Source organism: Microbacterium sp. dk485, assembly GCF_004570445.1.
Taxonomy (GTDB): domain Bacteria; phylum Actinomycetota; class Actinomycetes; order Actinomycetales; family Microbacteriaceae; genus Microbacterium; species Microbacterium wangchenii.
Genome location: NZ_SPQW01000003.1, coordinates 165,592 through 192,441, shown reverse-complemented (window position 1 = coordinate 192,441; position 26,850 = coordinate 165,592). Strand labels below are relative to the sequence as shown.

General features: G+C 72.1%; 27 protein-coding genes and 1 tRNA gene. 15 read left to right on the top strand and 13 right to left on the bottom strand.

The features are described 5' to 3' along the window. The first annotated feature begins 235 nt into the window (after nucleotides 1-235). The 3 genes from E4V99_RS18055 (at nucleotide 236) to E4V99_RS18045 (ending at nucleotide 2,698) form a co-directional block, all read left to right on the top strand. On the top strand, nucleotides 236-970 hold the full coding sequence (locus E4V99_RS18055) for an AraC family transcriptional regulator (protein ID WP_135118121.1): 735 nt from the start codon (nucleotides 236-238) through the stop codon (nucleotides 968-970). A gap of 105 nt (nucleotides 971-1,075) precedes the next feature. After that, nucleotides 1,076-1,399: an ATP-dependent DNA ligase gene (locus E4V99_RS18050; RefSeq protein ID WP_135118120.1), complete on the top strand. Its 324-nt coding sequence runs from the start codon at nucleotides 1,076-1,078 to the stop codon at nucleotides 1,397-1,399. Nucleotides 1,400-1,525: 126 nt separating this feature from the next. Next, nucleotides 1,526-2,698 carry an alcohol dehydrogenase catalytic domain-containing protein gene (locus E4V99_RS18045; RefSeq protein WP_135068359.1) on the top strand — a complete coding sequence of 391 codons (1,173 nt, stop codon included), beginning with the start codon at nucleotides 1,526-1,528 and terminating at the stop codon, nucleotides 2,696-2,698. Nucleotides 2,699-2,731: 33 nt separating this feature from the next. Here E4V99_RS18045 and E4V99_RS18040 read toward each other — a convergent pair whose 3' ends face one another. From E4V99_RS18040 to E4V99_RS18030, 3 genes are read right to left on the bottom strand one after another with little or no spacing between them, the layout of a single operon-like run. After that, nucleotides 2,732-3,712, bottom strand: a complete 981-nt coding sequence (locus tag E4V99_RS18040; RefSeq protein ID WP_135118119.1) for a glycosyltransferase — start codon at nucleotides 3,710-3,712, stop codon at nucleotides 2,732-2,734. Continuing rightward, a complete protein-coding gene (locus tag E4V99_RS18035; RefSeq protein ID WP_135068355.1) occupies nucleotides 3,709-3,909 on the bottom strand; it encodes a CDGSH iron-sulfur domain-containing protein in 201 nt (66 codons plus the stop codon). The genes E4V99_RS18040 and E4V99_RS18035 overlap by 4 nt, the downstream gene beginning before the upstream one ends. Further along, nucleotides 3,906-4,946: an iron-containing redox enzyme family protein gene (locus E4V99_RS18030; RefSeq protein ID WP_240742702.1), complete on the bottom strand. Its 1,041-nt coding sequence runs from the start codon at nucleotides 4,944-4,946 to the stop codon at nucleotides 3,906-3,908. Before E4V99_RS18030 ends, E4V99_RS18035 begins: the two co-directional genes overlap by 4 nt. Before the next feature lie 226 nt (nucleotides 4,947-5,172). On the opposite strand from E4V99_RS18030, the gene E4V99_RS18025 reads away from it, so the two are divergent. Next, complete coding sequence (locus E4V99_RS18025) at nucleotides 5,173-6,054, top strand: manganese catalase family protein (protein ID WP_135118118.1); 882 nt, start codon at nucleotides 5,173-5,175, stop codon at nucleotides 6,052-6,054. Next, nucleotides 6,051-6,575 carry a DUF2231 domain-containing protein gene (locus E4V99_RS18020; protein ID WP_209305657.1) on the top strand — a complete coding sequence of 175 codons (525 nt, stop codon included), beginning with the start codon at nucleotides 6,051-6,053 and terminating at the stop codon, nucleotides 6,573-6,575. Before E4V99_RS18025 ends, E4V99_RS18020 begins: the two co-directional genes overlap by 4 nt. A gap of 1 nt (nucleotide 6,576) precedes the next feature. Here E4V99_RS18020 and E4V99_RS18015 read toward each other — a convergent pair whose 3' ends face one another. Then, nucleotides 6,577-7,533 carry an SDR family NAD(P)-dependent oxidoreductase gene (locus tag E4V99_RS18015; protein ID WP_167758154.1) on the bottom strand — a complete coding sequence of 319 codons (957 nt, stop codon included), beginning with the start codon at nucleotides 7,531-7,533 and terminating at the stop codon, nucleotides 6,577-6,579. A 157-nt stretch (nucleotides 7,534-7,690) separates the two neighbouring features. Here E4V99_RS18015 and E4V99_RS18010 point away from each other — a divergent pair, with 157 nt between their 5' ends. Next, on the top strand, nucleotides 7,691-8,449 hold the full coding sequence (locus tag E4V99_RS18010; protein ID WP_135118115.1) for an MBL fold metallo-hydrolase: 759 nt from the start codon (nucleotides 7,691-7,693) through the stop codon (nucleotides 8,447-8,449). Continuing rightward, a complete protein-coding gene (locus tag E4V99_RS18005; RefSeq protein WP_135118114.1) occupies nucleotides 8,449-8,853 on the top strand; it encodes a hypothetical protein in 405 nt (134 codons plus the stop codon). The genes E4V99_RS18010 and E4V99_RS18005 overlap by 1 nt, the downstream gene beginning before the upstream one ends. A gap of 3 nt (nucleotides 8,854-8,856) precedes the next feature. Here E4V99_RS18005 and chrA read toward each other — a convergent pair whose 3' ends face one another. Next, complete coding sequence (chrA, locus tag E4V99_RS18000) at nucleotides 8,857-10,044, bottom strand: chromate efflux transporter (RefSeq protein WP_245233245.1); 1,188 nt, start codon at nucleotides 10,042-10,044, stop codon at nucleotides 8,857-8,859. A gap of 70 nt (nucleotides 10,045-10,114) precedes the next feature. Here chrA and E4V99_RS17995 point away from each other — a divergent pair, with 70 nt between their 5' ends. The 3 genes from E4V99_RS17995 (at nucleotide 10,115) to E4V99_RS17985 (ending at nucleotide 12,135) form a co-directional block, all read left to right on the top strand. Next, a complete protein-coding gene (locus tag E4V99_RS17995) occupies nucleotides 10,115-10,501 on the top strand; it encodes a PPOX class F420-dependent oxidoreductase (RefSeq protein WP_135068338.1) in 387 nt (128 codons plus the stop codon). Between the two features lie 29 nt (nucleotides 10,502-10,530). Next, entirely contained in the window at nucleotides 10,531-11,535 is a 1,005-nt protein-coding gene (locus E4V99_RS17990; protein ID WP_135118112.1) for a bile acid:sodium symporter, read from the top strand. A gap of 72 nt (nucleotides 11,536-11,607) precedes the next feature. Then, on the top strand, nucleotides 11,608-12,135 hold the full coding sequence (locus E4V99_RS17985) for a pyridoxamine 5'-phosphate oxidase family protein (protein ID WP_167747794.1): 528 nt from the start codon (nucleotides 11,608-11,610) through the stop codon (nucleotides 12,133-12,135). Nucleotides 12,136-12,146: 11 nt separating this feature from the next. Here E4V99_RS17985 and E4V99_RS17980 read toward each other — a convergent pair whose 3' ends face one another. The 6 genes from E4V99_RS17980 to E4V99_RS17955 form a co-directional block, all read right to left on the bottom strand. Beyond that, nucleotides 12,147-13,670, bottom strand: a complete 1,524-nt coding sequence (locus E4V99_RS17980) for a SulP family inorganic anion transporter (RefSeq protein WP_135118111.1) — start codon at nucleotides 13,668-13,670, stop codon at nucleotides 12,147-12,149. Nucleotides 13,671-13,776: 106 nt separating this feature from the next. Further along, entirely contained in the window at nucleotides 13,777-14,202 is a 426-nt protein-coding gene (locus tag E4V99_RS17975; protein ID WP_135118110.1) for an arsenate reductase ArsC, read from the bottom strand. Further along, the gene (locus tag E4V99_RS17970; protein ID WP_135118109.1) at nucleotides 14,199-15,944 is read right to left on the bottom strand and encodes an amidase; all 1,746 of its coding nucleotides are present in this window, start codon (nucleotides 15,942-15,944) and stop codon (nucleotides 14,199-14,201) included. Before E4V99_RS17970 ends, E4V99_RS17975 begins: the two co-directional genes overlap by 4 nt. Next, the gene (locus tag E4V99_RS17965; RefSeq protein ID WP_135118108.1) at nucleotides 15,941-16,975 is read right to left on the bottom strand and encodes an agmatine deiminase family protein; all 1,035 of its coding nucleotides are present in this window, start codon (nucleotides 16,973-16,975) and stop codon (nucleotides 15,941-15,943) included. The genes E4V99_RS17970 and E4V99_RS17965 overlap by 4 nt, the downstream gene beginning before the upstream one ends. Further along, nucleotides 16,972-18,612, bottom strand: a complete 1,641-nt coding sequence (locus E4V99_RS17960; RefSeq protein WP_135118107.1) for an amidohydrolase — start codon at nucleotides 18,610-18,612, stop codon at nucleotides 16,972-16,974. Before E4V99_RS17960 ends, E4V99_RS17965 begins: the two co-directional genes overlap by 4 nt. Next, nucleotides 18,609-19,865, bottom strand: a complete 1,257-nt coding sequence (locus E4V99_RS17955; protein ID WP_135118106.1) for an MFS transporter — start codon at nucleotides 19,863-19,865, stop codon at nucleotides 18,609-18,611. The genes E4V99_RS17960 and E4V99_RS17955 overlap by 4 nt, the downstream gene beginning before the upstream one ends. A gap of 206 nt (nucleotides 19,866-20,071) precedes the next feature. Between E4V99_RS17955 and E4V99_RS17950 the strand changes: the two genes are divergently transcribed. Beyond that, complete coding sequence (locus tag E4V99_RS17950; protein ID WP_135118105.1) at nucleotides 20,072-21,085, top strand: LacI family DNA-binding transcriptional regulator; 1,014 nt, start codon at nucleotides 20,072-20,074, stop codon at nucleotides 21,083-21,085. Between the two features lie 15 nt (nucleotides 21,086-21,100). On the opposite strand, the gene E4V99_RS17945 is transcribed toward E4V99_RS17950, so the two are convergent. Continuing rightward, nucleotides 21,101-21,541: a universal stress protein gene (locus E4V99_RS17945; protein WP_135118104.1), complete on the bottom strand. Its 441-nt coding sequence runs from the start codon at nucleotides 21,539-21,541 to the stop codon at nucleotides 21,101-21,103. Between the two features lie 100 nt (nucleotides 21,542-21,641). Between E4V99_RS17945 and E4V99_RS17940 the strand changes: the two genes are divergently transcribed. Genes E4V99_RS17940 through E4V99_RS17925 form a run of 4 tightly spaced genes read left to right on the top strand, consistent with a single transcriptional unit; the run spans nucleotide 21,642 to nucleotide 26,691 of the window. Continuing rightward, complete coding sequence (locus tag E4V99_RS17940; protein ID WP_135068315.1) at nucleotides 21,642-21,923, top strand: metal-sensitive transcriptional regulator; 282 nt, start codon at nucleotides 21,642-21,644, stop codon at nucleotides 21,921-21,923. A gap of 31 nt (nucleotides 21,924-21,954) precedes the next feature. After that, the gene (locus E4V99_RS17935) at nucleotides 21,955-22,281 is read left to right on the top strand and encodes a heavy-metal-associated domain-containing protein (RefSeq protein WP_135068313.1); all 327 of its coding nucleotides are present in this window, start codon (nucleotides 21,955-21,957) and stop codon (nucleotides 22,279-22,281) included. Continuing rightward, nucleotides 22,278-24,560, top strand: coding sequence for a heavy metal translocating P-type ATPase (locus E4V99_RS17930; RefSeq protein WP_135118103.1), 2,283 nt, complete (start codon nucleotides 22,278-22,280; stop codon nucleotides 24,558-24,560). Before E4V99_RS17935 ends, E4V99_RS17930 begins: the two co-directional genes overlap by 4 nt. Nucleotides 24,561-24,591: 31 nt before the next feature. After that, the gene (locus tag E4V99_RS17925; RefSeq protein ID WP_135118102.1) at nucleotides 24,592-26,691 is read left to right on the top strand and encodes a heavy metal translocating P-type ATPase; all 2,100 of its coding nucleotides are present in this window, start codon (nucleotides 24,592-24,594) and stop codon (nucleotides 26,689-26,691) included. 27 nt (nucleotides 26,692-26,718) lie between these two features. Here E4V99_RS17925 and E4V99_RS17920 read toward each other — a convergent pair. Further along, a tRNA-Ser gene (locus E4V99_RS17920) sits at nucleotides 26,719-26,806 on the bottom strand. Nucleotides 26,807-26,850 lie beyond the last annotated feature (44 nt).

Genomic DNA, 26,850 nt, shown 5'->3' with positions numbered 1-26,850 from the left:
GACTGCCCGGCACGCGAAAGGGGGATGCGGTGGCGCAGGTTCTTCGCGCGCGTGCGCGCGGCGCCGAGGACGTCGAGTCCGTGTGGCGGCGCGTCGTGCCCTCCGCCCGGTTGGACGGAGCCGATCGGCGTCCGCTCGCGTTCGACTGGCCTCGGTGACCGTGCGCGGTCTCACCGTCGTCCCGTACGATCTCACCGCCTCCGTGCGTTCGGTCGTGCAGCCGTAGGACGAGTTGATGGCGTGCCGTGTGGTGACCGCCGACGGGTGGGTCGGCAACGACCACGAAGACCTCGACCCCTCGCTGCCCTGGCTGTCCACCGATCGGGGCATGCGCGCCCGGTGGGTCGGAAGGGCGCAGGTGCGCGCCCTGGTCCTGGATCGCCGGGAGGCCGAACACACCGCCCGCCGTATCTCGGGGGATGATCGGCTCGTGCTGCGGGCGACGGAGGCGCCGCCGACCAGCGTCGCGGCTGCACGGCAATGGGAACGGGCCTACCGGTACATCCGGGAATCCTCCGTGGCGGCCGCGACGGAGGAGAACGGCGACGGCGTGTGGGAGGCGGAGCTGCACCGGCATGCGACGCTGGCGACCCTGTCGGCCTTCTCGACCACGTTTCAGGAGGCGCTCGAACGTGCCGCCCAGACCCGGCCGGCACCGGCCACGGTCCGCCGGGCGATCGCGTTCATCGAGGCGCACGCGCAGGAGCCGATCACCGTGGACGACATCGCCACCGCAGCCCGCATCTCCACGCGGGGCCTGCAGTACGCCTTCCGGCGCTCGCGGGAGATGTCGCCCACCGAGTATCTGCGCTCGGTGCGCCTGGCGGGCGCGCACGACGACATCGCCCATGGCGCGAGCGGGATCGCCACGGTCGCCCGCCGGTGGGGCTTCGGCAGCCCGTCCCGCTTCGCGGCGTACTACCGGCGCCGCTACGGCCACGCTCCCGCCGAGACGCTGCGCGACACGTAGGAATGCTTCGCATTCCGTCCCGCGCCTGCGCTCAACGGTTCCCCGTGGCCGGGCTTCGCGCGCCGTGCGCGAAGGTGGAAGGGCATCAGAGCGCGAGGGGTCCCGGTGGGAGAGTTCATCTACGAGGACCTCGTCCGGGTCGATTTCGAGGACCGGGTCCTTGCACATCTGCAGGTCGTGATCGGGAACAAGCTCAAACGCGGCGAGCCGTTCTACTTCCAATGGAAGGATGACGCCACCACCGGCGGCGGACGCAGCTCGGTGTGGATGCATCCGGCGGCTTCGTTCGCGTTCAAGTACTACGGCGGACGCCCCCCGTCCCTCAACCGCGCGTGGCTGGACGCCCTGATATACACCGCCAACGCGCCCCACGGGCTGTACGTGGTGCCCGAGCCTCAGGGGAGTTCCGCCTCGCCGGAATGGGGGTGAACGGGCGGCGATAGTCCGGCGGCAGCAGGACTGTCAATCCCCGGTCGACGCATCGGATCGCCCGCCAAGCTCGGAACGTGGGGACGCGCTGGTCGCGTCCTGCGCGAGCGGAGGAGTGGTGACGGCATGAAGGCACTGACATGGCAGGGCAAGCGCAAGGTCGAGGTGCGGGACGCCCCGGATCCGCGGATCCAGGAGCCCACCGACGCGATCGTGCGCATCACGTCGACGGCCATCTGCGGCTCCGATCTGCACCTGTACGAACTGTTCGGCCCCTTCCTGGACCCCGGTGACATCCTCGGGCACGAAGCGATGGGCATCGTGGAGGAGGTCGGCTCCGACGTCACGACGCTCCGGCCCGGAGATCGGGTCGTCGTTCCCTTCAACATCGCGTGCGGGCACTGCTTCATGTGCCGCAGCGGCCTGCAGTCCCAGTGCGAGACGACACAGGTGACCGAGTACGGGTCGGGGGCGGCCCTCTTCGGCTACACCAAGCTGTACGGCCAGGTCCCCGGCGGGCAGGCCGGCATGCTGCGGGTGCCGCTGGCCGAGTACAACACCGTGCTCGTGGGCAAGGAGCTGCCCGATGACCGGTACCTCTTCCTCAGTGACATCCTCCCCACCGCATGGCAGGGCGTCGAATACGCGAACCTGCCGGACAACGGCACGCTCGTCGTGCTCGGGCTCGGGCCCGTGGGGCAGTTCGCCGCACGCATCGGGGTTCACCGCGGCCACCGCGTGATCGGCATCGACCCCGTGCCCGAGCGCCGTGAACTGGCGACGCGGTTCGGGGTGGAGGCGTGGGAGGACGACGATGCGCTCCAGCGCATCCGTGACGTGACCGAGGGTCGCGGCGCCGACGCCGTCATCGACGCGGTCGGGATGGAGGCGCACGGCAGCCCCGGCGTGCATCTCGCGCACCAGGCGATCGGCGCGCTGCCCGACGCCCTCGCCCGCCCGCTGATGGAACGCGCCGGCGTGGATCGCCTGGCCGCTCTGCACACCGGTATCGACATGGCGCGCCGCGGCGGCACGCTGTCGATCAGCGGCGTGTACGCCGGCGACGCCGATCTGCTGCCGATGAAGACGATGTTCGACAAGCAGCTGACGCTGCGGATGGGGCAGTGCAACGTCAAGCGGTGGATCGACGATCTGCTGCCCCTGGTCGAGGATCCTGCCGACCCCCTCGGCACCGAGCAGCTGGTCACGCACCGCGCGCCGCTGGAGAAGGCGCCCGAGCTCTACGGCACCTTCCAGCGCAAAGAGGACGGATGCATCAAGGTCGTGCTGCAGCCCTGAGGGGCCCTCGCGCAACCGGGGGAGCCGACGGCCTCAGTACTGGGCGCGTGCGGGCGCGTGTCGCGCGCGCAGGATGCGGTTCGAGGTGGCGGCGCGTGAGAGCCGGTCGCCGGCGTAGCGCACACCGCCGCGCGCACGCAGGATGAGCGCCGCCCATACGGTCACGCCGCGCTCCAGCACCCACGCCGGCGCCCACAGCGCCGCGGTGGGCGGGAACACGCGCGCACCGCCGCCGCGTCGCCGCCCGACCTCCCCGATGACGATCGCCGCGCCCGCAAGCGCAGCCAGTACCGCCCGCCGCCGCCGGGCGAGCAGCAGAGCGGGGAGGATCGCGAGTTCGGCGACCAGCCGGCCGGGCTGGGCGAGGCTGTCATAGGCCTGCCGCACACGCTGACCCAGGAAATGGCGTATGGAGGGCGGGCGGCGCACCACGTAGAGATCGTGCAGGGCGCGCACGCGGCCGCCGCCGGCGCGGACGGTGCGTTCCATCTCGAGGTTTTCGAACAGCACGCCGGCGTCGTACCCACCGGTGGCCGTCAGCGCCGACCGGCGAACGCCGTACGTCCCCGGATAGTCCCCGCCCAGAGCGCGGTTGATGAGCGTCCGGCCGGTGTCCCAGCGAGCATGCCACGGCAGGGGGCGGAAGTGGTTCTGCGGCTTCACCAGGTCGGCGTCCGCCAGCGCCGCCACGACGCGGGCCAGCGCCGCCGCGTCGTACCGGACGTCGTCGTCGGCGAGCACGATGCGCTCGTGGCGGGCCGCCGCGATCCCCGTGAGCACCCCGCGCACCTTCCCGTTCGCGCCCGCACGCACGGCGACCGGGACATGGCGCACGGCGTCGCCCCACGCGGCGGCGTGCGCGGCGAACAGATCCGGATCGGATCCGTCCACCACGGTGACATCGATCCACTGCACCAACCGGTGCAGGTAGTCGGTGAGCTCCGCCACTCCCGCCTCGTCGCTCCACTTCAGCGGGAGGACGTACTCGGCGGTGATCCGCTGCGGGGCGTTCACTCGTCTGTGCGGAACCCCGCCGCCTTGTGGGTTCCGTCGCAGAACGGCTTGATCGTCGACAGTCCGCAGCGGCACAGCGCCACCGTGCGGCGCGTTCGGGGAATAGGTTCGCCGTCCGCAGTGCGCAGGTCGACATCGCCCCGGAGCAGGAGCGGACCGTCGGGGTACGCGGTGATGGTCACGCGCTCGTCGGTCATGCCGGTTCCCGCAACGATGACTCCGACCGCTCCCACGCGTCCAGCATGTGCGCGCCCACCCAGCCGTCCACGACGAGGCACGCCGATGCGCCGAAGAGGATGTCGGGCAGCAGCTCGGGGCGGTCCTCGGCGAGCGCGCCGGCCATGTCCCGGCCGGCGATCTGCTCGTGCACCGCATCGGCTTCGACGTGCTCGTCGAAGTAGTCCGTGACGTCTTCGCCGTAGCCCAGGCGCCGCAGCCCGTCGGCGTACTTCTTGTTGGGGATGGAGGAGGTCATCTCGAAAGCGGCGAGGTGGCCGACGATCGCCCCCAGCAGACGCCGGTTCAGCCCGAACATCGACATCGCGTTGTGCGAGGCGAGGGTGATCGCCGGCACCCGATCGACGTACGCGCCATAGGCGTCATCCAGCCCTGCGCCACGAAGGGATGCGGCGAACATGGCGGCGTGCATCCGCTCGGGCCGGCCTCCGCCGTACTCGTCGGACTGGATCTCGACGAGGGCAGCTTTCGCCCGGCCCCGCAGCCGGGGGATCGCCCACGAATGCGGGTCGGCCTCGCGTAGCGTGTAGATCGAGCGCTGGATGAGGAACTCCTGGGCCTGCTCGCGAGTGGCCTTGCGGAAGAGGTGCCGGGACAGGCTCGGTCCGGTGTCGGCGGAGGTCATCTCGAACAGCAGCCGTGCCACGGCGTCGGCGGTGGGCTCGGGAAGCGCAGGCACCGGCACGCTCGAGCGCAGTTCCGCCTCGAACGCCTGCTCCAGCATCCGTCGCGTCCGCACCAGCTCCGGGTCCCACTCCACATCCGCGGAGAAGCCGTCGATCGACCCGTACGCCGATGCGTACAGGGCGAACAGCGCCAGCTGGATGTCGTCGTCACGCGCGATGTCCTCGGCGCGGCCCAGGGCATCCGCGGCGGCGGCGACGTGCCCGGTTGCCTGGCCGTCGCCGGCCAGGGCGCGCAGGACGGCGTCGCTGAGCGGGCCTCGCGGGGAGAAGGGGACCCCCACGGCCGATGGGGCGAGATCGACGACGGTCACAGGCACTCCGTTCTGCAGGGTGAGACCCTTCCACTTTCCCCCGCCCGGTGCGGGTGCCGGGTGCCCTTGACAATCGTCGGCGGGTGAGCCACTCCGGTCCGGGCGCTGATTGTGCACGGAGAGGGCGCGCAAGGCAACCCCCGTGAGGATCCGCGGCATCGGCCGTTTCGTGGGCAGGCGCCGCCCGGCCTCCCAGCCACCCCCGTCGGCGCGGAGAGGACACACGATGTACTTCCACCGGCAAGAGCTGCAGCACAAGGCCACGCCCGACAAGCCGGATGCGGTCTACGCGCGAAAACTTCAGGAGGTCCTGGGCGGCCAGTACGGTGAGATCACCGTCGCGCTGCAGTACCAGTTCCAGGCCTGGAACATGCACATTCCGGGCAAATACCGCGACCTCGTCTTCGGCATCGGAGCGGAGGAGATGGGGCACGTGGAGATGCTGGCGGTCATGATCGCGCAGCTGCTGGAGAAGTCGCCCCTGGGCATCACCGCGGACGCCGTGCAGGACGACCCCACGGTCGCCGCGGTGATCGGCGGCACCGACATCCAGCACGGCATCGTCGCGGGCGCCGGCGCGCGGCCGGTCGACAGTATGGGCAATCCGTGGCAGGGCAGCTACATCACCGCCAGCGGCAACCTCCTGGCCGACTTCCAGGCCAACGCGAACGCCGAAATGCAGGGGCGCGTGCAGGTCGCCCGGCTTTACCACATGACCGATGACCACGGTGTGCGCGACCTGCTCGCGTTCCTCCTGGCGCGGGACACCATGCACCAGAACCAGTGGCTGGCCGCTGCCGCGGAGCTGCAGGAGGAGGGCCTCGAGTCGCTCCCCGTGCCGAGCAACTTCCCGCTCGAGAAGGAGGATCGCACGGTGTCGTACCAGTACATCAACTTCTCCGACGGTCAGGCTGCAGCCGAGGGACGCTGGGCCTCCGGTCCCACGCCGGACGGCAAGGGCGAGTTCACCTACGTCGCCGAGCCGCAGGCCCAGGTGCCGATGCCGCCGCCCACCCACCCCGACTCGCGGTTCTACGGCACGACCGAGTTGCCCAACACCATGGAGAAGCTCGCCGGCCGCGCCCAGGACGCGTTGCACAAGGAATGAAATCCTCGCCCGATACGGCCTACCCGGCGATGCGGAGTGCGAAGGTTCCGCGCAGTCCGCTCGCCGGGCCCTACGGCCATCCGTTCCACCCCATCGCGGTGACCATTCCCATCGGCGCCTGGACGGCGACTCTCGTGTTCGACCTGCTCGGGCTCTTCGCCGAGAACCCGGCGCCTTTCGCCATCGGTGCCTGCGTCCTGGTGATCATCGGGCTCGCGGGCGCCCTCGTGGCGGTCCTGTTCGGGCTGCTGGATCTGTCGCGCATCCCCCGCAGCACTCCGGCACGTCATACGGCGCTCCTGCACGCGACGCTCAACGCGGGCGCGATCGTGCTGTTCGCCGTGGTGCTGGTCATCCGCTTCGCCATCGGAGACCGCATCTCGCCGTGGGCGCTGGCGATCACGGTGGCCGCTCTGCTGGTTCTCGGGTTCTCCGGGTGGCTCGGTGGGAAGCTCTCCTACCGATGGGGTGTGCGTGTCGCCGATGAGAGCACCCAGCGGGAGGGTTACATCGGGGCGTGACTCACTGCCGGCGCCGTCGGCCCGCCAGGGCGGCGGCGCCGGCGAGGGCCAGAGCGACCAGCCCGGCGCGCAGCCCGGGCGAGCGCCATCCGCCCGTCACGCGTCCGGCGTCATGGTGCGGCCGATCGAGCGTTCCCAGGGTGTCGTCGGCCGGGCGGCGGGTGAGACCGAGGGTCTCCATCGAGAGGCGCACGACGCGGTCGAACGCGCGGGGGAACGCCGCCGAGAAGGGGATCAGCGCGGATTGCACCCGGCCGACCGACATCACCGGCGCCCCCCGGCCCCGCGTCGACCTCTCGATGGCCCGCGCCACCCGGAACGGCGAGACCACCGGCGGGATGGGGCGGGGCGCTCGACCGGTGAGGTTCGCCGCGCGCTGGTAGACGGCGGTGTCGATCGTGGCGGGGATGACCAGGCGCACGTCGATTCCCGGCGCATCCAGCAGCTCCTGCCGGAGCGAGCCGGCGAAACCCAGCAGGCCGAACTTGCTCGCGGCGTACGCCGACACGTACGGCGCCGTCACACGCGAGTACAGGGAGCCGATCAGGATGATGCGCCCCGACCCCTGCGCGCGGAAGACGGGGAGTACCCGGCGGACCCCGTCGATCTGGGCGATCAGGTTCGTCTCCAGGACCCGTCGGTACACGGCGGTGGGCGTCTGCTCGACCGTTCCGTACGCCAGCACCCCGGTGACGCCGATCCACACGTCGATCCGCCCGAACCGCTCCACTGCGCTGCGGACGACGGAACCGAGGGCATCGGAGTCCGTCACATCGGCCGGCACGGCGAGGGTTGGCGCCCCCAGCGCACGGCAGTGCTCCGCAGTCCGGCCCAGCGCCTCCTCGTCGCGCGCGACCACCACCAGGCGGTCGCCACGGCGGGCGAGCCGGTAGGCGACGGCGCGCCCGATCCCTCGCGAGGCACCCACGACGACCACGACCCGTCCGCGCTGTCCCATCCGTTCCTCCTTCATCGACCGCGACCGTACGGCGCTGATCCCGCGCGTGCGGAGAGGGTTGACAGGCTGCGGATGCGGCTCCCGGGCGAATACCAGGACGGGTGGCCCGAGGCAACCCCGTCCGCGTCGCGGCACCACCTCCCGCACAGTGTTGCCCATGACGCGTAACCCCGATGGTGTCTTCCCCGTCGCGGAGGGGGTGCTCCGCATCAGCCGTGCCGCGGTGAACTGCTACCTGATCGACGCGGACGACGGTCTGGTGCTCGTGGACGCGGGCCTGCCACGCACGTGGCCCCTGCTGCGGGACGCGCTCTCCTCGATCGGGCGAGGCCCCGGAGATGTGGCGGCGGTGTACCTCACGCACGGGCACTTCGACCATGTCGGCATGTGCGATCGGCTGTGGCACGACCACCACGTCCCCGTGCACGTGCACGACAAGGACCTCGCCCTCGCGCGCCACCCCTATCGCTACGCCCACGAGCGGCCTCGCTTCACCTACCCCGTGCGCTACCCGGGCGCGCTGCCGGTGCTGGCCCGCATGGTGGCGGCCGGAGCGCTCGGCGTGCACGGGGTCGACGCCCAGGGAGACGTCCGGCCGGGTGAGGATGCGCCACTGCGCGGCGGGCTGGTCCCGGTCGCGTCTCCGGGCCACACCTACGGGCACTGCGCGTTCCACCTTCCCGATCGCGGCCTGCTCTTCTCCGGCGACGCGCTGGTCACCTATGACCCGTACACGGGGCGAACCGGTCCCCGGGTCGTCGCCCGTGCCGCAACGGCCGACGCGGAGAGCGCCCTCGCCGCGCTCGACGCGCTCGCCGCCACTGCAGCAGGGGTCGTCCTGCCCGGTCACGGCGAGCCGTTCCGCGGCGGCGCGCCGGATGCCGCGGCCCGCGCGCGGGCGGTGGGGATCGACTGATGACCGACGCGGCACACCCCGACACGCTGCGCCGCAGCATCGTCCGCCGCATCGCCGCAGCGCAGGCTGCACTGCTTGCGACAGCGGCATTCGCCGGTCTCCTCCCTGGCGCGACCATCCTCCTCGGGCTCCTCAGCTCCGATCCGCCGCTGGACGTGCTGCGGGCCGGCGGTGCCGTGCTCCTGGGGACAGCGGTCTTGCGCGAGAGCGCCGCCGCCATGAGCCGCGCCCTCCTGGTGGTCGGCGCCGCTGGTCTCGCGTTCGCGGGATGCACTCTGGTGGATCCCCACCTGGGTGGTCTGCTGACGGTGGGCGCGGCCCCGCTGGAAGGGGTCCTGTCCGCCGCGTTCGGGGCGGTGTCCCTTGCCACGGCGCGCATGGTGATGCGCCCGCGGGTCGCCTGACGGTCAGGGCACCAGCGCGAGGGCGAGACCGCCGGTCGCGCCGACCAGAACGACGGCCCACGACGGCCAACGCCACGCCGACAGCAGCACGAAGCATCCGAGCGCGAGCGCGAAGTCGTCGGCGCCGCCGATGGCCGTGGTGAACAACGGCGTATACAGGGCGGCGCCGAGGATCCCCACGACGGCGGCATTCGCCCCGCGCAGCAGCGGCTCGGTCCACGTGCGCCGTCGCATCGCGCTCCAGAACGGCAGCACCCCCACCAGCAGGAGGAGCCCCGGAAGGAAGATCGCGGCGGTGGCCAGGCCCGCACCCAGGACGCCACCCGGGCCGACGTCGACGAGGGCGCCCAGGTAGGCGGCGAAGGTGAACAGCGGCCCGGGCAGCGCCTGGGCGGCGCCGTAGCCGGTGAGCACGGCATCCGCGCCGAGCCAGCCGCTGCCGACGACCGCCGTCTCCAGCAGGGGCAGGACGACGTGGCCGCCGCCGAACACGAGGGAGCCGGCGCGGAAGAACGCGTCGAACAGCGCGACGCCGCCGGCGCCGGTCGCCACCACGAGCAACGGCAGCGCCAGCGCGAGAACCGTGAATGCCGCGAGGCAGGCCGCGCCCGCCGCGCGCGGCACGCGGATCGGGGGCGAGGCGGGGGCGGTGCGGGGCAGCCCGCGGCACAGCAGCAGTCCGGCCGCAGCACCCAGCGCGATCGCGAGGAGCTGCCCGGCCGACCCGCCGGGGACCAGGGCGAGCAGCGCGGCCCCCGCGGCGATGGTGGCTCGCCGCGGGTCCGGGGCGAGGGTGCGTGCCATGCCCCACACCGCCTGCGCGACGATCGCGACGGCGACGAGGGTGAGTCCGTGCACCACGCCGGCGGCGATCGGCCCGGACAGCACCGCAGCGCCGGCGGCCAGCGCCACCATGATCACGACGGAGGGCAGCGTGAAGGCGGCGAAGGCGGCGAACGCGCCCCCGACGCCGGCCCGCATCAGGCCGAGGGCGAATCCCACCTGGCTCGAGGTAGGGCCGGGGAGGAACTGGCTCAGCGCGACCAGATCGGCGTACCCGGCGTCGTCGAGCCAGCGGCGCCGCGCGACGAACTCCTCGCGGAAGTAGCCCAGGTGGGCGATGGGGCCGCCGAAGGACGTCAGCCCCAGCTTCAGGAAGGCGCGGAACACCTCGCCGATCGAGCCTCGCACCCATCCAGTCCACCACCGGCGGTTGAACCCCGTGTGAACGACCCGCCACGCACCCTGGGATGCTGGATGCATGCGCCACGAGCTCGCCGAGAAGGCCGACCACGAGTACGTCTCCCTCGTCACGTATCGCCGCAACGGCGATCCGGTGGCCACCCCGGTGTGGGTCGTGCGGGACGGTGACCGCCTGCTGGTGACCACCGGAGGCACGTCCGGCAAGGTCAAGCGGCTGCGGCACACCCCTCGCGTCACCGTCACCCCGTGCGACGTGCGCGGCAGGATCGCACCGGATGCGACGCCGGCGACCGCGCACGCGGTGGTCGACGCGAGTGAACAGACGCGCGCACGGCTGGACGCCGCTCTGAAGGCGAAGTACGGCATGAAGTACCGCCTGATCCGCGTCGGCCGACGCAAGGACACCTCCTCCGTCGCTCTCGTGATCACCGACCCGGCGGAGTGACACCTCGCGACATGCCCCAGGATGGGCGTATGTCGCGCCTCAGTGAGTGGATGGATGCGCGCCAGGTGCCGCTGGCCGTGGCGGGCATCGCAGCCGGTGCCGTGCTCGCGCTCGTGCTGCCCGCCGCCGCCCGTCCCCTCGAACACGCGATCACCCCCGTTCTCGCGGCCCTGCTGTACGTGACGTTCCTGGCCGTGCCGTTTCCGGCTCTGGCGGGGGTGTTCCGCGACGGGCGCCTGCTGGTCGCGGTCCTGGTGCTCAACTTCGCCGTCGTGCCCGCCGTCGTGTTCGGGCTGAGTCGCCTCGTCGCCCACGACAGCGCGCTCCTGATCGGCGTCCTCCTGGTCCTGCTCACGCCCTGCGTGGACTACGTCATCGTCTTCTCCGGGATGGCCGGCGGCGACCGCGAGCGGCTCCTCGTCGCCACTCCCGTGCTCACGATCGGCCAGATGGTGCTTCTGCCGGGGTACCTGTGGCTCCTGGGCGGGGAGCACACGCTCGCCGCCGTCGACCTCCGGCCGTTCGCCGAAGCATTCCTCCTCGTCGTCGCCGCTCCCGTGGGGCTGGCCGTCCTGACCCAGCTGCTGGGTCGCAGCCTCCCCCGGCTCCGCCGCACCGCCGACGCCGCCCAGGGCGGCGTCGTGCCGCTGATGGCGCTCACCCTGCTCGTCGTGGTCGCCTCCCAGGCCGCCCGTGCCGGCGGCGCCGTCACCGAATTGCTCCCGGTGGTCCCCGTGTTCGTGCTGTTCGCCATCGTGATGGTGCCCCTCGGAGCCGGGATCGCGCGCGCCGCGCGGCTCGACCGCCCCGGCCGTACGGCGGTCGTCTTCAGCGGTGTCACCCGCAACTCGCTGGTCGTCCTGCCGTTGGCCCTCGCGCTGCCTCCCGCACTGCACCTCGCGCCGCTCGTGGTGGTCACCCAGACCCTCGTGGAACTGCTCGTGATGGTGCTCCTCGTGGCGGTGTTCCGACGGATGCGGCGACCCGACGTCATGACGGCCCAAGCACTTCAGGGAAATCGCGCACCCCGGTAGCCAAGAGCCGGACGGGCACGTAGATTGCGCCTGACCGGACTACGCACCCGACACGCGATGGAGGAGACGGACATGGTCGACACTTCCCCTGGATCCGACCGCGACCATCGGATCGAGCACCTCACCACGGCGGAGTGCTGGGCGCTCCTGGAGCGGACGCGCATGGGCAGGCTGGCGCTGCTGGATGCGTCGGGTGCCCCCGAGCTGTTCCCGGTGAACTACACCAGCCACGAGGGGTACCTCTACATCCGCACGGCCAACGACAGCAAGCTCCGCCACATCCGCGTCAATCCGGGCGTCGCCTTCGAGGTGGATGGGAACGAGGATGACATCCACTGGAGCGTCGTCGTGCGCGGCGACGCGGCGCAGGTCACCACCGACGACGAGATCCGTCGCAGCGGCGTGGCGCAGCTGACCACGGCGAGCATCACGATCAAGCCGTTCTACATCCGGCTGGCGCCGTCCGTGCTGACAGGGCGCCGGTTCCGCGAACGCGGCGCGGCCGGCCGAGAAGAACCCACCGCACCGCCGGTGGACCGCGGCGTGCCGCGGTCCACGCGCCCCAACCCCATTCCGCACCTGCCGCCGTTCGAGGAGTGAGCCGGGCGCCGTCAGTGGCCGGCGTCGATCCCGTCGCTGAGCCGGTCGTGCAGTCGTGTCGTGGCCGCATTCATGCCCTCGAAGGTCACGGTCTTGCCCAGGCGGGCGTACTTCGCCTGGATCGCGTCCAGCGCGGCGACGCTGGAGGCGTCCCACACGTGTGAGCGCGACAGGTCGACCACGACCCGCTCGGGGTCGCGCGTGTAGTCGAACTGCGTCGTGAGGTCATTGCTCGAGGCGAAGAAGAGGGCGCCGTCGACGGTGTAACGCGCGACGGGGTCGGCCGCATCCGTCGCCGTCACGATCCGCGTCACGGTCGTGAAGCGGGCGACGCGCCGGGCGAACAGGAGCATCGCCGCGACGACCCCGACGCCCGCCCCGATCGCGAGGTTGTGTGTCCAGACGGTCACCGCCACCGTCACCAGCATGACGATCGTCTCGCTCTTCGGCATGCGGCGCAGGGTGCTCAGGCGGATGCTGTGCCAGTCGAAGGTGGCCACCGACACGACGATCATGACGGCGACGAGCGCTGCCATGGGGATGATCGCGACGATGTCGCCCAGCACCACGACGAGCACGAGCAGGAAGACCCCGGCCAGGAACGTGGAGATGCGCGTGCGGGCACCCGAGGCCTTGACGTTGATCATCGTCTGCCCGATCATCGCGCAGCCGCCCATCCCGCCGAACAGGCCCGACAGGATGTTCGCCGCCCCCTGACCGAGGGCCTCGCGGGTCTTGCGCGAATGCGTGTCGGTGATCTCGTCCACGAGCTTGGCGGTCATGAGCGACTCCAGCAGACCCACGATCGCCATGGCGACGGCGAACGGACCGATGATGCCGAGGGTTTCCCACGTCAGGGGCACGTTCGGGACGAGCAGCTCGGGGAGGCTGCGGGGCAGTTCGCCCTCGTCGCCCACGGTCGGGACGTTCAGGGCGAACACCACCACGGCAGCGGTGAGCAGCACGATCGCAACCAGCGGCGCGGGCACCACTCTGGTCAGCCGCGGCATGGCGTACATGATGAGAAGCCCCGCCGCCACGAGCGGGTAGACCAGCCACGGCACGCCCACCAGGTGCGGGACCTGTGAGATGAAGATCAGGATCGCCAGCGCGTTGACGAACCCCACCATGACGCTGCGCGGAAGGAATCGCATGAGCTTGGCCACGCCCAGTGCCGCCAGCGCGAGCTGGATCAGCCCGCCCAGGATGACCGTCGCGAGGAAGTAGTCGATGCCGTATTCGCGCGCGACCGGGGCGATCACCAGTGCCACCGCCCCCGTGGCGGCGGTGATCATGGCGGGACGGCCGCCCAGGAACGCGATCGTGACCGCCATGATGAACGACGCGAACAGTCCGTACCGCGGGTCGACGCCGGCGATGATCGAGAACGCGATGGCCTCCGGGATGAGGGCGATCGCCACCACGAGACCGGCGAGCACTTCGCGGGTGAGCAGACGCGGGCTCCGCAGCGCCTGCCACACGGTCGGCTCGATGCGGTAGCGGTTGGCGGATTCCGGCGCGGCGACGGCGGTCATCGTGCTCCTCTCGGGACGGGCGCTCCGGGGGCGCAGGGGCGCGCCGCCCGGGGGGCGGGCGGTGACACGGAGGAAGGGGCGCCGGCGAGCGCGGCGCACAGGCACTCTACCGGGGCGGCGCGGTCTCCGTCGCCGCATCCGGCAGGCCCGCGATCAGCCTCTCGACGCGGCCGCGGATGTCGTCGCGGATGCGCCGGACGTCGTCGAGCCCCTGCCCGGCGGGGTCGTCGAGCTGCCAGTCCTCGTACCTCTTGCCCGGGAAGATCGGGCACGCGTCGCCGCAGCCCATCGTGATGACGACGTCGGATTCGCGGACGGCATCGACGGTGAGCACCTTCGGGGCGTTGCCCGCGATGTCGATCCCCTCCTCGGCCATCGCGGCCACGGCGACCGGGTTGATCGCGTCCTTCGGCTCGGATCCGGCGGAGCGGACATCGATGCGGTCGCCGGCGAGCGCCTGCAGGTAGCCGGCGGCCATCTGCGAGCGCCCGGCGTTGTGCACGCACACGAACAGCACGGTGGGTCGGGTCATGAAGACATTCTCTCCCGGGAGGGTAGGAGAGGAGGGGTGCGGGGCGGGGGAGTGCGCCGCGCGCCGGTGGCCTCGAACGCCGCGGCGACGCTCAGCAGCGCAGCGTCGTCGTAGGCGCGACCTGCGAAGGTGAGCCCCACGGGCATGCCGATGTCGGGGAGGGTCCCCATCGGCACGGTGACCGTCGGCACGCCGCAGTGCCGGATCGCGAGGTTCCCGTTGGCCACCCACACGCCGTTGGCCCATGCGGCGTCGGCAGAGGCGGGGTTCACGTCGGCGTCGGCGGGGCCGATGTCGGCCATCGCCGGGAAGACCACGGCATCCAGCCCGTTGCGGTCCATCCACTCCTCGAGGTCGATGCGGCGCGTCTCCTCCAGCCCCCGCACGCCGTCGGCGAGGTGCGGGATGTCGGTGAACGAGGTCACGGGGTGGTCGCGCACGTGCCGGGGATACGCGGAGATGTCGTCGTCGAAACCGGAGTAGTGGTCGGTGAGCGCCCCCTCCGGATGGGGGAAGATGAGCGCGCCGTCCACGCCTGCCAGCGACGGCAAGGCGGGGTCGCCGTTGGCGCGGAGGAAATCGTCCCACGCCCACGCCGAAAGATCGAGGATCTCGCGCGTGAGGAACTCCCGCGACACCAGGCCCCGCGAGTGCAGGGTCGCCGCCCCCGGCCGGTCGCCCTCGTAGTTGGACACGAGGGGGAAGTCCACCTCCACCACCGTCGCGCCGGCCGCTTCGAGATCCGCGCGTGCCCGCTCCCACAGGCGGATCACCGAATCGCGCGTGCGGATGCGGTGCCCGGTCGGTCCGCCGATGCCCAGGGTGGGCCCGGTCCCGGCCTCCTCGTCGGCGTTGATGTAGAGGCGGGGAACGCCGAAGCGCCTGCCGGCGAGACGAGCACGCGCGGCCGCCGCATCCGCCGGCGCCAGTGCGGGGTAGGACGCCGGTCGCAGCGCGGAAGCCGGGGGGATCGGCACCCACGGCTGCGCGCGCCAGAAGTCCCCGCGTGTGTCGGGGTCGTCGGCCACGATGACATCCAGCACCGCGAGGAGGTCAGCCATGGAACGGGTGTGCGGGACGACGACGTCCATCGTCGGGACGAGCGGCCAGTTGCCGCGCACCGAGATGATCCCGCGCGAGGGCGTGTAGGCGCACAGGGCGTTGCACGAGGCGGGCGCGCGGCCGCTGGACCACGTCTCCTCGCCGAGTCCGAACGCCGCGAAGCTCGCCGCCGTGGCGGTGCCCGACCCGTTGGAGGAGCCGGAGGCGAACGCCGAGGTGAGGAAGGCGGCGTCGTACGGGCTCTCCGCCCGCCCGTAGAGCCCTCGCTGCATGCCCCCGTTGGCCATCGGCGGCATGTTCGTCAGCCCGAGGCAGATCGCCCCGCCCGCGCGCAGGCGCTCGATCGTGAACGCGTCGCGCTGGGCGACGAGGTCCGCGAACGCGGGGCTTCCCGCCGCCGCGGTCAGCCCGCGTACGAGGAAACTGTCCTTCGCCGTGTAGGGGATGCCGTCCAGCGGCCCGAGCGTGCGTCCGGCCGCGCGACGGGCGTCGGAGGCGGCGGCTTCGGCCGCGGCCTCCGGGTTCGGCACGACGACGGCGTTCAGCGCCGTGTGCGTCCCGGGCCCGTCGTACGCGTCGATCCGCGCCCGGTACGCGGCGACGAGGTCGACCGCAGTCGCGGTGCCCTCTGCCAGAGCGCGCTGCAGGTCGGCGATGGATGCTTCGTGCACCTCGATCATGCGGGCACCGCCGGCTGCTGCTGCGTGATGCAGTGGATGCCCCCGCCGCGCGCGAACAGCTCGCGCGCGTCGACGGTGACCACGCGCCGGCCCGGGTACACGTCGGTGAGGATGTCGCGCGCCCGCGCGTCGGCGACTTCCTCGCCGAAGCCGCACGCGATGACACCGCCGTTGACGACGAGGTGGTTGACGTAGCTCCAGTCCACGTACCCCTCGCCGTCACGCACCGTGGCGGGGGCGGGGAGATCGATGATCGTGAACGCCCGGCCCGCGGCATCCCTCTGGCCCGCGAGGTGGGCGCGGAGTTCGCGGGACACGGCGGAGTCGGGATGCTGCCGGTCGCGCTGGTCGTGCAGGAGCAGCGTCCCGGGCGAGGGGATCGTGGCCACGATGTCGACGTGGCCGCTGGTGCCGAACTCGCCGTAGTCGCGGGTCAGCCCGCGGGGGAGCCACACCGCGTGGGTGGCGCCGATCGTGCGGAGCATCTCGGCCTCCACGCGCGCCTTGTCGGCGTAAGGGTTGCGGCGCGGATCCAGCTGCACGGTCTCGGTGAGGAGGACCGTGCCGGCACCGTCGACGTGGAACCCGCCGCCCTCGTTCACCAGGAGCGAGCTGACGATCTCGGCCCCGGCGACGCCGGCGACCAGGCGGCCGTGCTCGGCCGAGAGGGACCACTGCGCCCAGCCGTGGTCGCCCCAGCCGTTGAAGGTCCAGTCCACCGCGCCCAGCACGCCGGGGCGGTCGTCGTCGACGACGAAGGTGGGACCGGCGTCGCGCATCCAGTACTCGTCCACGGGCGCCTCGATGATCTCGACGTCGGCCGACAGCATGCGGCGGGCCCGCGGCGTTTCGGAGGGGTCGACGACCATGGCGACCGGTTCGAACTCCGCCACAGCGTGGGCCACCGCCGTCCACGCGGCGTAGCCCGCTTCGCGCTCGCCGTCGGCGGCCCCCAGCGTGAGCCCCTCACGGGGGAACGACATCCACGTGCGCTCGTGCACCGCCGTCTCCGACGGCATGCGCCAGCTCATCGCTGCCTCTCCACCGCGGACCAGCGTGATCGGCCGGCCACGATCGTCTCGACCACGCGCGCGGTCAGGAGCGCGTCGGCTCCTGCGGCGAACGGGTCGGAGTCCAGGATCACGAGGTCGGCGGCGAACCCCGGCGCGATGCGTCCCCGCCACGCGCCGTCACCCACCGACGCCGCCGCGTCGCGGGTGGCGTGGCCGATCGCACGGTCCAGGGGCACGGCGTACTGCGGATGCACGGCCGGCACCGAGGGATCCAGCGCCGAGGCGCGCGTGGATGCCACATACATATTGGCGAGCGGGTCGTACGGAGCGGTGGGGGCATCGGTGGAGAAGGCCAGCAGCGCACCGGCGTCTTCGTACTCCGGCCACGAGAAGGCGCGCTCCACCCGCTCGTCGCCGAGCATCTCCGCCCAGTTGGCGAAGATGGCCGGGTCGGCATGCACGGGCTGCATGGATGCGGTGACCCCGAGGCGCGCCATCCGCTCGGCCGTACCCGGAGCGGCGTATTCGAGGTGCTCGATGCGGTGACGGCGCGGACGATCGCCGTTGGCGCGCACGGCGTGCTCGATGGCGTCCAGCGCGATGTCGCTCGCGCGGTCGCCGATCGCATGCATCGCGATCTGCAGTCCCCTCGCGTCCGCGGCGGTCACCACCGGCGCGAGCTGCTCGAGGCTCCAGATCGGCTCCGCGTCGGATCCGTCGGCGTAGGGGCTGCCCATCGCGGCGGTGCACGCGTCGATGACGCCGTCGAGCACGAGCTTGATTCCCACGACGCGCAGCCACGGCGTCGACGGGGCCGAGGCGAGCTCGGCGGCCCGCGCGAGCTGGCCGATGTTGGCTGCTTCGTCACCGGTGTTGGCGACGAACCAGTGCGCCGCCACGCGGATCGGCAGCTCTCCGCCGTACCGCGCCTGCGCGCGTTCGAAGGCGGCCAGGCCCAGTTCGTCGAACGCCATGTCGACCACGCCGGTCACCCCGGCCGCCAGATACGCCCCGATGACGCGGTCCACGGCGGCATCGCGCTCGCCGTCGGTCGTGGTGGCGTCCCGGTGCGCCCACGCGTACTGCTGCGCCGCCGTCTCGTACAGCATCCCGTCGGGCTCCCCGTCCTCGTCGTGGCCGATGGAGCCGCCGAGGGGGTCGGGGGTCTCGCGCGTGATGCCCAGCTCGGCCAGTGCCGCGGTGTTCACCCAGCACGAGTGGTAGTCGTTCGCATCGAGGTACACCGGCACATCGGGCACGACGGCGTCGATCATGTGGCGCGTGGGCCTTCCGCCGGGCACGGCGTCGAAGAGCCAGCCTCGGCCCCGCAGCACGGTCGTCTCCGGCGCGTCCCGGCGCGCGGCGGCGAGCAGCCGCTGGATGTCATCGATGCCGGCGGCGGCGGTGAGGGCCACTTGGCCGAGGGCCGCGCCCATCATGAGGACGTGCGTGTGGGCGTCGGTGAAGCCGGGGAGGACCAGGCGCCCCGCCAGGTCGACCACCGCGGCCGGATCGGGCACGGCTTCGCGCACATGGGTGTCGTCGCCGACGGCCACGATCTCCGACCCGTCCACCGCGAAGGCGTCCGCCCACGCGCGGGTGGGGTCGGGATCGGCGGTGAAGACGCGCCCGTTGCGGTAGACGGTGGCGCTCATGCCGCGGCCTCCGCGGCGGCGGCGCGCTCCAGGCGGCGCGAGAGAACCGCGATGACGCCGGCGGGTACCGCCAGGACGAAGCTCGTCACACCCAGGGTGATCGCGAAGCCCTGGTACCCGAGGGCGGCCACGATCGCTGCACCGATCACGGGGGTCAGCGCCGACCCCACGAGATAGACCGCCAGGAGGGGCCCCGACCACCGGCCGTGGGCGTCGAGGCCGGCGGAGGTCGCGACGAAGTACATGAACGCGATCGCGTAGATCGTGTTCCACGCCACGAACAGCACGATGAAGACGGTCGGGTCGGAGACGAACCCCTGGGTGATCTTCAGGATGCCGCCCGCGATCAGGAGGACGACCAGCGGCACGGCCCGCCCCAGGCGGTCGCCCACCAGGATGAGCGCGAGCGACCCGAGCAGGCCTCCCGCGGTCGATGCGCTGAGGGCGATGCCGAGCCCTTCCGCGGTGAGTCCGGTGAGATCCGCGCCGAGCACTCCGGCCATCGCCCACAGCGAGTCCTCGCTCACGGCCCACAGGGCGAAGACGACGAGGAGGGAGAATCCGGCGATCGTCACGGTGCGGGAGGGGACCGCTGCGGTGCGCGTCGTGCCGGTGGCGGGCACGACGATCGGCATCGCCTCGGCCACGGCAGCGCCGGCGTGCGCGTCGGGCGCGGGGGCGTCGGGCAGCCACCCGGTCAGCAGCAGGCCGATGAGACTGAACAGCCCCAGCGCACCGAACACCTGCAGGGGGGCCAGCCCGATGACGGGGACGACGGCCAGCACGATCGTGATCACGCCGCGATTGGACAGGCCGTTCAGACCTGCCACCCGGTCGGGGTTGCGGAAGGCGGCGAGGGCGGCGCCCGAGGCGGCCACGGCTCCGCCGGCTCCCGCGCCGCCCAGCAGCAGCCCCGGGAGGATGAGGGCGGGGACGAGGGCGGCCAGCACGAAACCGGCGAGGGCGATCCCCAGTCCGATGCGCGCCACCATGCGCCGGCGCCCGCCGGCGCACAGGGGAGCGACCGCGAGGCCGGTGATGGCGGTCAGCAGCAGCGTGGCGGTCACGAGCCAACTGGCGGCCAGGACGTCCAGCCCGAGGCCGGTCTGCACCGCCGTGATCATGTACGGCGAGAGGTTGACGCCGAGGTACCCGGCGATCGCGATGGCGAAGGTCGCCGTGGCGGTGGGCACGCGCAGGGGGAGGCGCGCGGTGTGCTGCCCCGCGCGTGCGAGATCGGAGGTGGAAGACAAGGCAGGGCCTTTCGGGACGGTCGCGAGGTCGCGCGACGATGCGGCTGGTGTGCTCCGGGCCCGCGGCGGGTTCGCTCCGGATGCGGCGAGCGTATGAAGTGGATGTTTCCCACGTGTCGACACTGACGTTTCGGTCATGTTAAACGATTAAGTAGGGGTGCCCGCAAGAGGCGGATCCGGATTCATGTCGGGTACTGTCGACGCTCATGGCAGCGCACAAGGCGACTCTCCGCGACGTGGCTGCCGCGGCCGGGGTGTCCACCGCGGCGGCATCGTTCGCCCTGCGGGGCAAGGCGGGGGTGTCGCCGGGAACCCGGGCGCGCGTGCTCGGCGTCGCGCGGGAGCTCAACTACGAGGTGAACCTGCCCGCCCGCAGTCTGCGCACCTCCCGGTACGGGGCGATCGGTCTCTATCTGCCCGTAGGGGCCAGTCGGGCGACGTACTACACCGAGTTCGCCTTCGGCGTCGTGGACGCCGCGGAGGAGCAGGGGCTGTCGGTCATCCTGCTCCCCCACGCGGGTGCGGGGCAGCCTCCGATCGCGTTCGTGGACGGGTTCATCGTCGTGGATGCGTCCGCCTCCGACCCGGGGGTGCGAGGCATGCTGGAGGACGGTCGCCCCGTCGTCAGCGGCGAGCACGTCGAGTCGGCCGCGCGGGCCGTCTCAGCCAGCGTCGTGTCCGATCACGACGCGGCGATGCACCGGCTGCTGGATCATCTGGCCGCTCAGGGGGCGGCCCGCATCGCCGTGCTGCTGCCTCCGGAGACGACGGCGTGGGGCCGTCAGGTCGCCGGCGCGTACGCGGCGTGGTCGGCCGCGCGGGGCCGGTCTCCGGTGGCGGTGCACATCGGCTTCGTGCCGACCGTGCCCGAGGTGGAGGCGGCCGCGCATGCGGTGCTGTCCGATCCCGCCGTCGACGCCCTCGTGGTGGTGCCCAGCGGATCGGCGGCGCCGGCGCTGTCCGCCGCGGTGCGTGCCGGGCGCGTCGTCGGCGGTGACCTGCTGCTGGCGGCCTATGTGGACGAGCCCGTCCATACTCTGCTCTCGCCGACTGTCACGGCCTTCGACCTGAACGCGCGCGACTTCGGCGGGGAGTGCCTGCGACTGCTCGTGGCGGCGCTGGCCGGTGGGGTGCCGGCCGGCGGTGACGATCCGGTGATCCGGATGACCGTCCCGAGCCTCGTCGTCCGGGAGAGCTCGACGCGCAGCGCCCCGCCCTGATCGGGGCGCCCTCGGTCAGGCGGCCTGCCGCGGCGAATGGACGATCAGCACGGGGCACGCCGCGTACTGTGCGCACGCCGTGCTGACCGAGCCGAGCAGGAGTCCGACGAAACCGCCGTGGCCCCGGCTGCCGAGCACCAGCATGCCGGCGCCGGAGCTCTCGCGGATGAGGGTGGGCGCGGTGGGACCGGCGATCACCCGCCGGCCCAGGGGAGGCGGATCGTCGCCGAAGGCCGACGTGATCGCGGCATCCAGGGTCGTGTGCGCCTCCTGTTCGGGCGACCACGTCTGCATCGCCCCGGTGGTGGGCAATGGGGGATAGGACCACACGACGACCGCCTCCAGCGGCACGGCCAGCGCGGAGGCCAATCGCGCCGCGTGCCGGAGCGCGTCGACCGACGACTCCGACCCGTCGACGCCGACGATGATGCGCTGTCCTGACTCCGCTGCGTCCATGAAGCCACCATGGCACCGGCCCTCGGAATGGCAAGGGACTTAGGTCACGGGCATCGCCGTCGCGCTTGTGCGAGATACGGTAGGGGGGTATGGTATGAGCATGAACGGCTACGTGGCGGACAAGGACGTGCTCCTCAAGCGGCTGCGCCGCGCGGAGGGGCAGGTGCGCGGCATCGCGCGGATGGTCGAGGAGGAGAAGTACTGCATCGACATCCTCACTCAGGTCTCCGCCGCCACGAAGGCGCTGGAGGGCGTCGCGCTCTCGCTGCTGGGCGATCACCTCACCCACTGCGTCGCCGAGGCGAGTGCCGAGGGCGGCCCGGTGGCCCAGGAGAAGATCCGCGAGGCCAACGAGGCCATCGCCCGCCTGGTCCGCTCCTGATCCACCCCACCATTCCACGAGGAGAGAAGTCATGAACATCGGAAACCGCGACGATCTGGGCCTGAAGGACTCGTCCGGCTGTGCATGCTGCTCGAGTGCTGAAACGCCCGCCGGTGCCGACGCCTCGGCGTCCGCGGTGACCTCGGAGGTGCTGGTGTCCGGCATGACGTGCTCGCACTGCGTTCTCAGCGTCACGGAGGAGCTGACCGCGATCGACGGCGTCGAGGGCGTGTCGGTGGACCTGAACGCCGGTGGGGCCTCGCGCGTGTCGATCCGCAGTGCCGCTCCGATCGACGCCGCCGTCGTGGAGGCAGCGGTCCAGGAGGCCGGCTACACCCTGGCCGGCAGCCCGTCATGAGCGCCGTCGATGTCGAGCTCGACATCACGGGGATGACCTGCGCGTCGTGCGCGACGCGGATCGAGCGCAAGCTCAACAAACTGCCGGGCGTGGAGGCGACGGTCAACTACGCCACGGAGAAGGCCCGCGTGCGCGGGGACGACGTCGACCCCGCCGCGCTCATCGCCGCGGTCGAATCCGCCGGCTACCACGCCGCACTTCCCGCGCCGCCTCCCGCAGACGACGTCGAGATCGCGGATCCTGCGGACGCACGACTGGTGTCGCTGCGCCAGCGCCTGCTGATCAGCACGGCCCTGGCGGTGCCCGTCGCGCTCCTGTCGATGGTCCCCGCTCTGCAGTTCACCAACTGGCAGTGGCTGGCCCTGACCCTGACCGCCCCGGTGGCGGTGTGGGGTGCGTGGCCCTTCCACCGAGCCGCGGCGATCAATGCCCGCCATGGCGCCGCCACGATGGACACCCTCATCAGCGTGGGGGTCATCGCCGCGTTCGGATGGTCGCTGTACGCCCTGTTCTTCGGCGGTGCCGGGATGCCGGGCATGACGATGACCTTCCGCCTGTTCGGAACCCCGACCGGCGGCGGCGACGAGCTGTACCTCGAGGTCGCGGCCCTGGTGACGGTGTTCATCCTGGCGGGCAGGTACGCCGAGGCCCGCGCCCGCACGTCGTCCGCGAAGGCCCTGCGGGCACTCCTGGAACTGGGCGCGAAAGACGCCGTGAAGATCGTCGGCGACGCGGAACAGCGGGTGCCGGTCGCGCAGCTCGTCGTGGGAGATGTCGTGCTGGTGCGTCCGGGGGAGAAGATCCCCTCCGACGGACTCGTGGTCGACGGCTCCTCCGCGATCGACGCCGGCATGCTCACGGGCGAGTCCACGCCCGTCGAGGTGGCGGTCGGATCGCGCGTGGTCGGCGGCACCGTCAACGTCGGCGGACGCCTGACGGTGGAGATCACGCGCGTGGGTGCCGACACCGAACTGGCGCGGATGCGGCGGCTCATGGAGGAAGCGCAGACCGGCAAGGCCGAGGTCCAGCGCCTCGCCGACCGCGTCTCCGCCGTCTTCGTGCCGGTCGTGATCGTCCTGGCGATCGCCGCCTTCGCGGGCTGGTTGATCGCCGGCGCGTCGATGGAGGTCGCCTTCACCGCGGCGGTGGCGACGCTCATCATCGCGTGCCCCTGCGCTCTGGGTCTGGCAACCCCCACGGCGCTGCTCGTCGGCACGGGGCGGGGCTCGCAGCTGGGCGTCCTCATCCGCGGTCCGCAGGTGCTGGAGCAGACCCGCAAGGTCGACACGATCGTGCTGGACAAGACCGGCACCGTCACCACCGGCACCATGACCGTCACCGCCGTGCACCCCGCACCCGGCGTCGCCCGCAGCGACCTGCTCGCCGCGGCCGCCGCGGTGGAGTCGGGTTCGGAGCATCCGGTCGCCCGCGCCATCGTGAACGAGGCCGTCGCCGAGACGGGCACCGTCTCTCCCGCCGAGACCTTCGACTCGCACGCCGGCTTCGGCGTGCAGGGCATCGTCGCAGGATCCCTGGTCGTCGCCGGACGCCCGTCGTGGCTGCAGGACCAGTGGGGCATCCGTCCCGCTGACGCGCTGCAGCAGGAGGCGGACACCCTGGCCGCCGGGGGCGCGACGGTCGTCGCCGTCGGCCGCGACGGCCGGCACCTGGGGATCATCGCCGTGGCCGACACGGTCAAGCCCACCAGTGCCGAGGCGGTCGCCCGGTTCCGCGCGCTGGGGATGACCCCCGTGCTCCTCACCGGCGACAACGAGGGCGCCGCCCGCGAGATCGCGGCACGAGTGGGCATCGACCAGGTGCACGCCGCGGTCACCCCGGCCGGCAAGCTCGAGGTCGTCCGGCGCCTGCAGGAGGACGGACACGTCGTGGCGATGGTCGGCGACGGCGTCAACGACGCCGCCGCGCTCGCCGCCGCCGACCTGGGGCTCGCGATGGGCGGGGGCACGGACGCGGCCATCGCCGCGAGCGACATCACCGTGGTCTCCGGCGACCTGCTCGTCGTGGCCGACGCGATCCGGCTGGCCCGCCGCACCCTGGGCACCATCAAGGGCAACCTGTTCTGGGCGTTCGCGTACAACGTCGCGGCGATCCCGGTGGCGATGGCCGGGCTGCTCAATCCGCTCGTCGCCGCGGCCGCGATGGCGCTGTCCTCCGTGTTCGTGGTGACCAACAGCCTGCGGCTGCGCGGATTCCGGCCCCTGCCGGCCGGCGCATCCGCGGGCGCCGCGGACCGATCCCGCGTGCCTGCCGGGGTCTGATCCGCCTTTCCCAGCTGTGGAGGGAGCTCGCATGAGCCAGCACGACCACCACCACGTCGACCACGCCGGCCACGTCGACCACGTCGACCACGCCGGCCACGCCGGCCACGCCGGCCACGCCGGCCACGCCGGCCACGCCGGCCACGTCGCGCGCTTCCGCCGGCTGTTCTGGATCATGCTGGTCTTCGCCGTGCCGGTCGTGGCGTTCTCGGGCATGTTCTCGATGCTGCTGGGGTACCCGCTGCCGGACGCGCCATGGGCGGACTGGATCTCGCCGGTGCTCGGTACCGTCATGTACGCGTGGGGCGGGGCACCCTTCCTCACCGGCGCCGTCAGTGAACTGCGCGCCCGCACGCCCGGCATGATGCTCCTGATCGGCCTGGCCATCACCGTCGCGTTCGTCGCATCCTGGGGCGCGAGCCTGGGGGTGCTGCACCACGAGCTGGACTTCTGGTGGGAGCTGGCGCTGCTGATCGTCATCATGCTCCTCGGGCACTGGATCGAGATGCGGTCCCTGGCAGAGGCGACGTCCGCCCTGGATTCCCTCGCCGCGCTGCTTCCCGACGAGGCGCACCGGGTCGACGGCGACACGATCGTTCCCGTCTCCCCGTCCGAGCTGCACGTCGGCGACGTGGTCGTCGTCCGCCCCGGCGGGCGTGTTCCCGCCGACGGCCGGGTCGTGCAGGGGTCGGCGAGCATGGACGAGTCGATGATCACCGGCGAGTCCCGGCCCGTGCTCCGTCGAGACGGCGACCCGGTCGTCGCCGGTACGGTGGCCACCGACTCCGGCCTGCGCATCCGCGTGACCGCGGTCGGCGAGGACACCGCGCTGGCGGGCATCCGGCGGCTGGTGACCGAGGCGCAGAACTCCTCCTCCCGCGCGCAGCGCCTGGCCGATCGGGCTGCCGGCTGGCTCTTCTGGTTCGCTCTCATCGCCGCCGGGATCACCGCCGCGGTATGGACGGTCATCGGTCTGCCCGATGAGGCCGTCGTCCGCACGATCACGGTTCTGGTCATCGCGTGCCCGCACGCGCTGGGCCTGGCGATCCCGCTGGTGGTGTCCATCGCGACCGAGCGGGCCGCACGGGCGGGCGTGCTCGTGAAAGACCGCCTCGCACTGGAGGCGATGCGCACCGTGGACACCGTCGTGTTCGACAAGACCGGCACCCTCACCATGGGCGCCCCCGCCGTGACGGCGGTGTCTCCGGGAGAGGGGATCGACGAGGATCGGCTCGTGTCGCTGGCCGCCGCCGCAGAGTCGGATTCGGAGCACCCCTTGGGCCGTGCCATCGTCGCCGCGGCCCGCGCGAAGAACCTGCCCGTGCCGCCTTCACGGGGCTTCGCATCCTCGCCCGCCGTCGGCGTGCGGGCCGACGTGGACGGCCGGGTGGTGCAGGTCGGCGGCCCGTCTCTGCTCGAGGAGGCCGGTGCGCGCGAACTGCCGATCGCGGAGGGGTGGCGTGAGGAGGGTGCGATCATCCTGCACGTCCTCGTCGACGGGCGGGTCGCCGGGGCGCTGCGCCTGGCGGATGAGATCCGCCCCAAGTCCCGGCAGGCCGTCGCCGCACTCCAGAGCCGCGGCGTCGAGGTGGTGATGATCACCGGGGATGCCGAAGCGGTCGCCGCATCCGTGGCCGCAGACCTCGGCATCGCGCGGTTCTTCGCCGGCGTGCGCCCGGAGGACAAGTCGTCGAAGGTGAAGCAGCTGCAGGACGAGGGTCACACCGTCGCGATGGTCGGCGATGGTGTCAACGACGCGCCCGCCCTCGCCCAGGCCGACGTCGGCATCGCGATCGGCGCGGGAACCGACGTGGCCATCGCGTCAGCGGGAGTCATCCTCGCCAGCGACGATCCGCGGTCGGTGCTGTCGGTGATCGAGCTCTCGCGCGCGTCGTATCGCAAGATGGCGCAGAACCTGTGGTGGGCGGCCGGCTACAACCTCATCTCGGTGCCGCTGGCCGCCGGCATCCTGGCTCCGATCGGGTTCGTGCTGCCGATGTCGGTGGGGGCCATCCTGATGTCGCTGTCCACCATCGTCGTCGCCCTCAACGCCCAGTTGCTGCGGCGGTTGGACCTGCGCCCCGACGCGGTCCTCGCCCCGCGCGCCGACGACGCACGCGTGCGCCACTAGGCGGCAGGCGCGGTGCGAGGGGACTGATGGCGGAGGATGGGGGATTCGAACCCCCGAGGGCTTGCACCCAACACGCTTTCCAAGCGTGCGCCATAGGCCACTAGGCGAATCCTCCTGAGGCCCCGGAGGGCCGCCGACCATCCTACCCGTAAGCGCGGC

Coding starts and splice junctions, on each gene's coding strand:
- E4V99_RS18055 (WP_135118121.1), top strand. CDS start 236: ATGGCGTGCCGTGTGGTGACCGCCGACGGGTGGGTCGGCAACGACCAC.
- E4V99_RS18045 (WP_135068359.1), top strand. CDS start 1,526: ATGAAGGCACTGACATGGCAGGGCAAGCGCAAGGTCGAGGTGCGGGAC.
- E4V99_RS18035 (WP_135068355.1), bottom strand. CDS start 3,909: ATGACCGACGAGCGCGTGACCATCACCGCGTACCCCGACGGTCCGCTC.
- E4V99_RS18025 (WP_135118118.1), top strand. CDS start 5,173: ATGTACTTCCACCGGCAAGAGCTGCAGCACAAGGCCACGCCCGACAAG.
- E4V99_RS18020 (WP_209305657.1), top strand. CDS start 6,051: ATGAAATCCTCGCCCGATACGGCCTACCCGGCGATGCGGAGTGCGAAG.
- E4V99_RS18015 (WP_167758154.1), bottom strand. CDS start 7,533: ATGGGACAGCGCGGACGGGTCGTGGTCGTCGTGGGTGCCTCGCGAGGG.
- E4V99_RS18010 (WP_135118115.1), top strand. CDS start 7,691: ATGACGCGTAACCCCGATGGTGTCTTCCCCGTCGCGGAGGGGGTGCTC.
- E4V99_RS18005 (WP_135118114.1), top strand. CDS start 8,449: ATGACCGACGCGGCACACCCCGACACGCTGCGCCGCAGCATCGTCCGC.
- E4V99_RS17995 (WP_135068338.1), top strand. CDS start 10,115: ATGCGCCACGAGCTCGCCGAGAAGGCCGACCACGAGTACGTCTCCCTC.
- E4V99_RS17990 (WP_135118112.1), top strand. CDS start 10,531: ATGTCGCGCCTCAGTGAGTGGATGGATGCGCGCCAGGTGCCGCTGGCC.
- E4V99_RS17985 (WP_167747794.1), top strand. CDS start 11,608: ATGGTCGACACTTCCCCTGGATCCGACCGCGACCATCGGATCGAGCAC.
- E4V99_RS17980 (WP_135118111.1), bottom strand. CDS start 13,670: ATGACCGCCGTCGCCGCGCCGGAATCCGCCAACCGCTACCGCATCGAG.
- E4V99_RS17975 (WP_135118110.1), bottom strand. CDS start 14,202: ATGACCCGACCCACCGTGCTGTTCGTGTGCGTGCACAACGCCGGGCGC.
- E4V99_RS17970 (WP_135118109.1), bottom strand. CDS start 15,944: ATGATCGAGGTGCACGAAGCATCCATCGCCGACCTGCAGCGCGCTCTG.
- E4V99_RS17965 (WP_135118108.1), bottom strand. CDS start 16,975: ATGAGCTGGCGCATGCCGTCGGAGACGGCGGTGCACGAGCGCACGTGG.
- E4V99_RS17960 (WP_135118107.1), bottom strand. CDS start 18,612: ATGAGCGCCACCGTCTACCGCAACGGGCGCGTCTTCACCGCCGATCCC.
- E4V99_RS17950 (WP_135118105.1), top strand. CDS start 20,072: ATGGCAGCGCACAAGGCGACTCTCCGCGACGTGGCTGCCGCGGCCGGG.
- E4V99_RS17945 (WP_135118104.1), bottom strand. CDS start 21,541: ATGGACGCAGCGGAGTCAGGACAGCGCATCATCGTCGGCGTCGACGGG.
- E4V99_RS17940 (WP_135068315.1), top strand. CDS start 21,642: ATGAACGGCTACGTGGCGGACAAGGACGTGCTCCTCAAGCGGCTGCGC.
- E4V99_RS17935 (WP_135068313.1), top strand. CDS start 21,955: ATGAACATCGGAAACCGCGACGATCTGGGCCTGAAGGACTCGTCCGGC.
- E4V99_RS17930 (WP_135118103.1), top strand. CDS start 22,278: ATGAGCGCCGTCGATGTCGAGCTCGACATCACGGGGATGACCTGCGCG.
- E4V99_RS17925 (WP_135118102.1), top strand. CDS start 24,592: ATGAGCCAGCACGACCACCACCACGTCGACCACGCCGGCCACGTCGAC.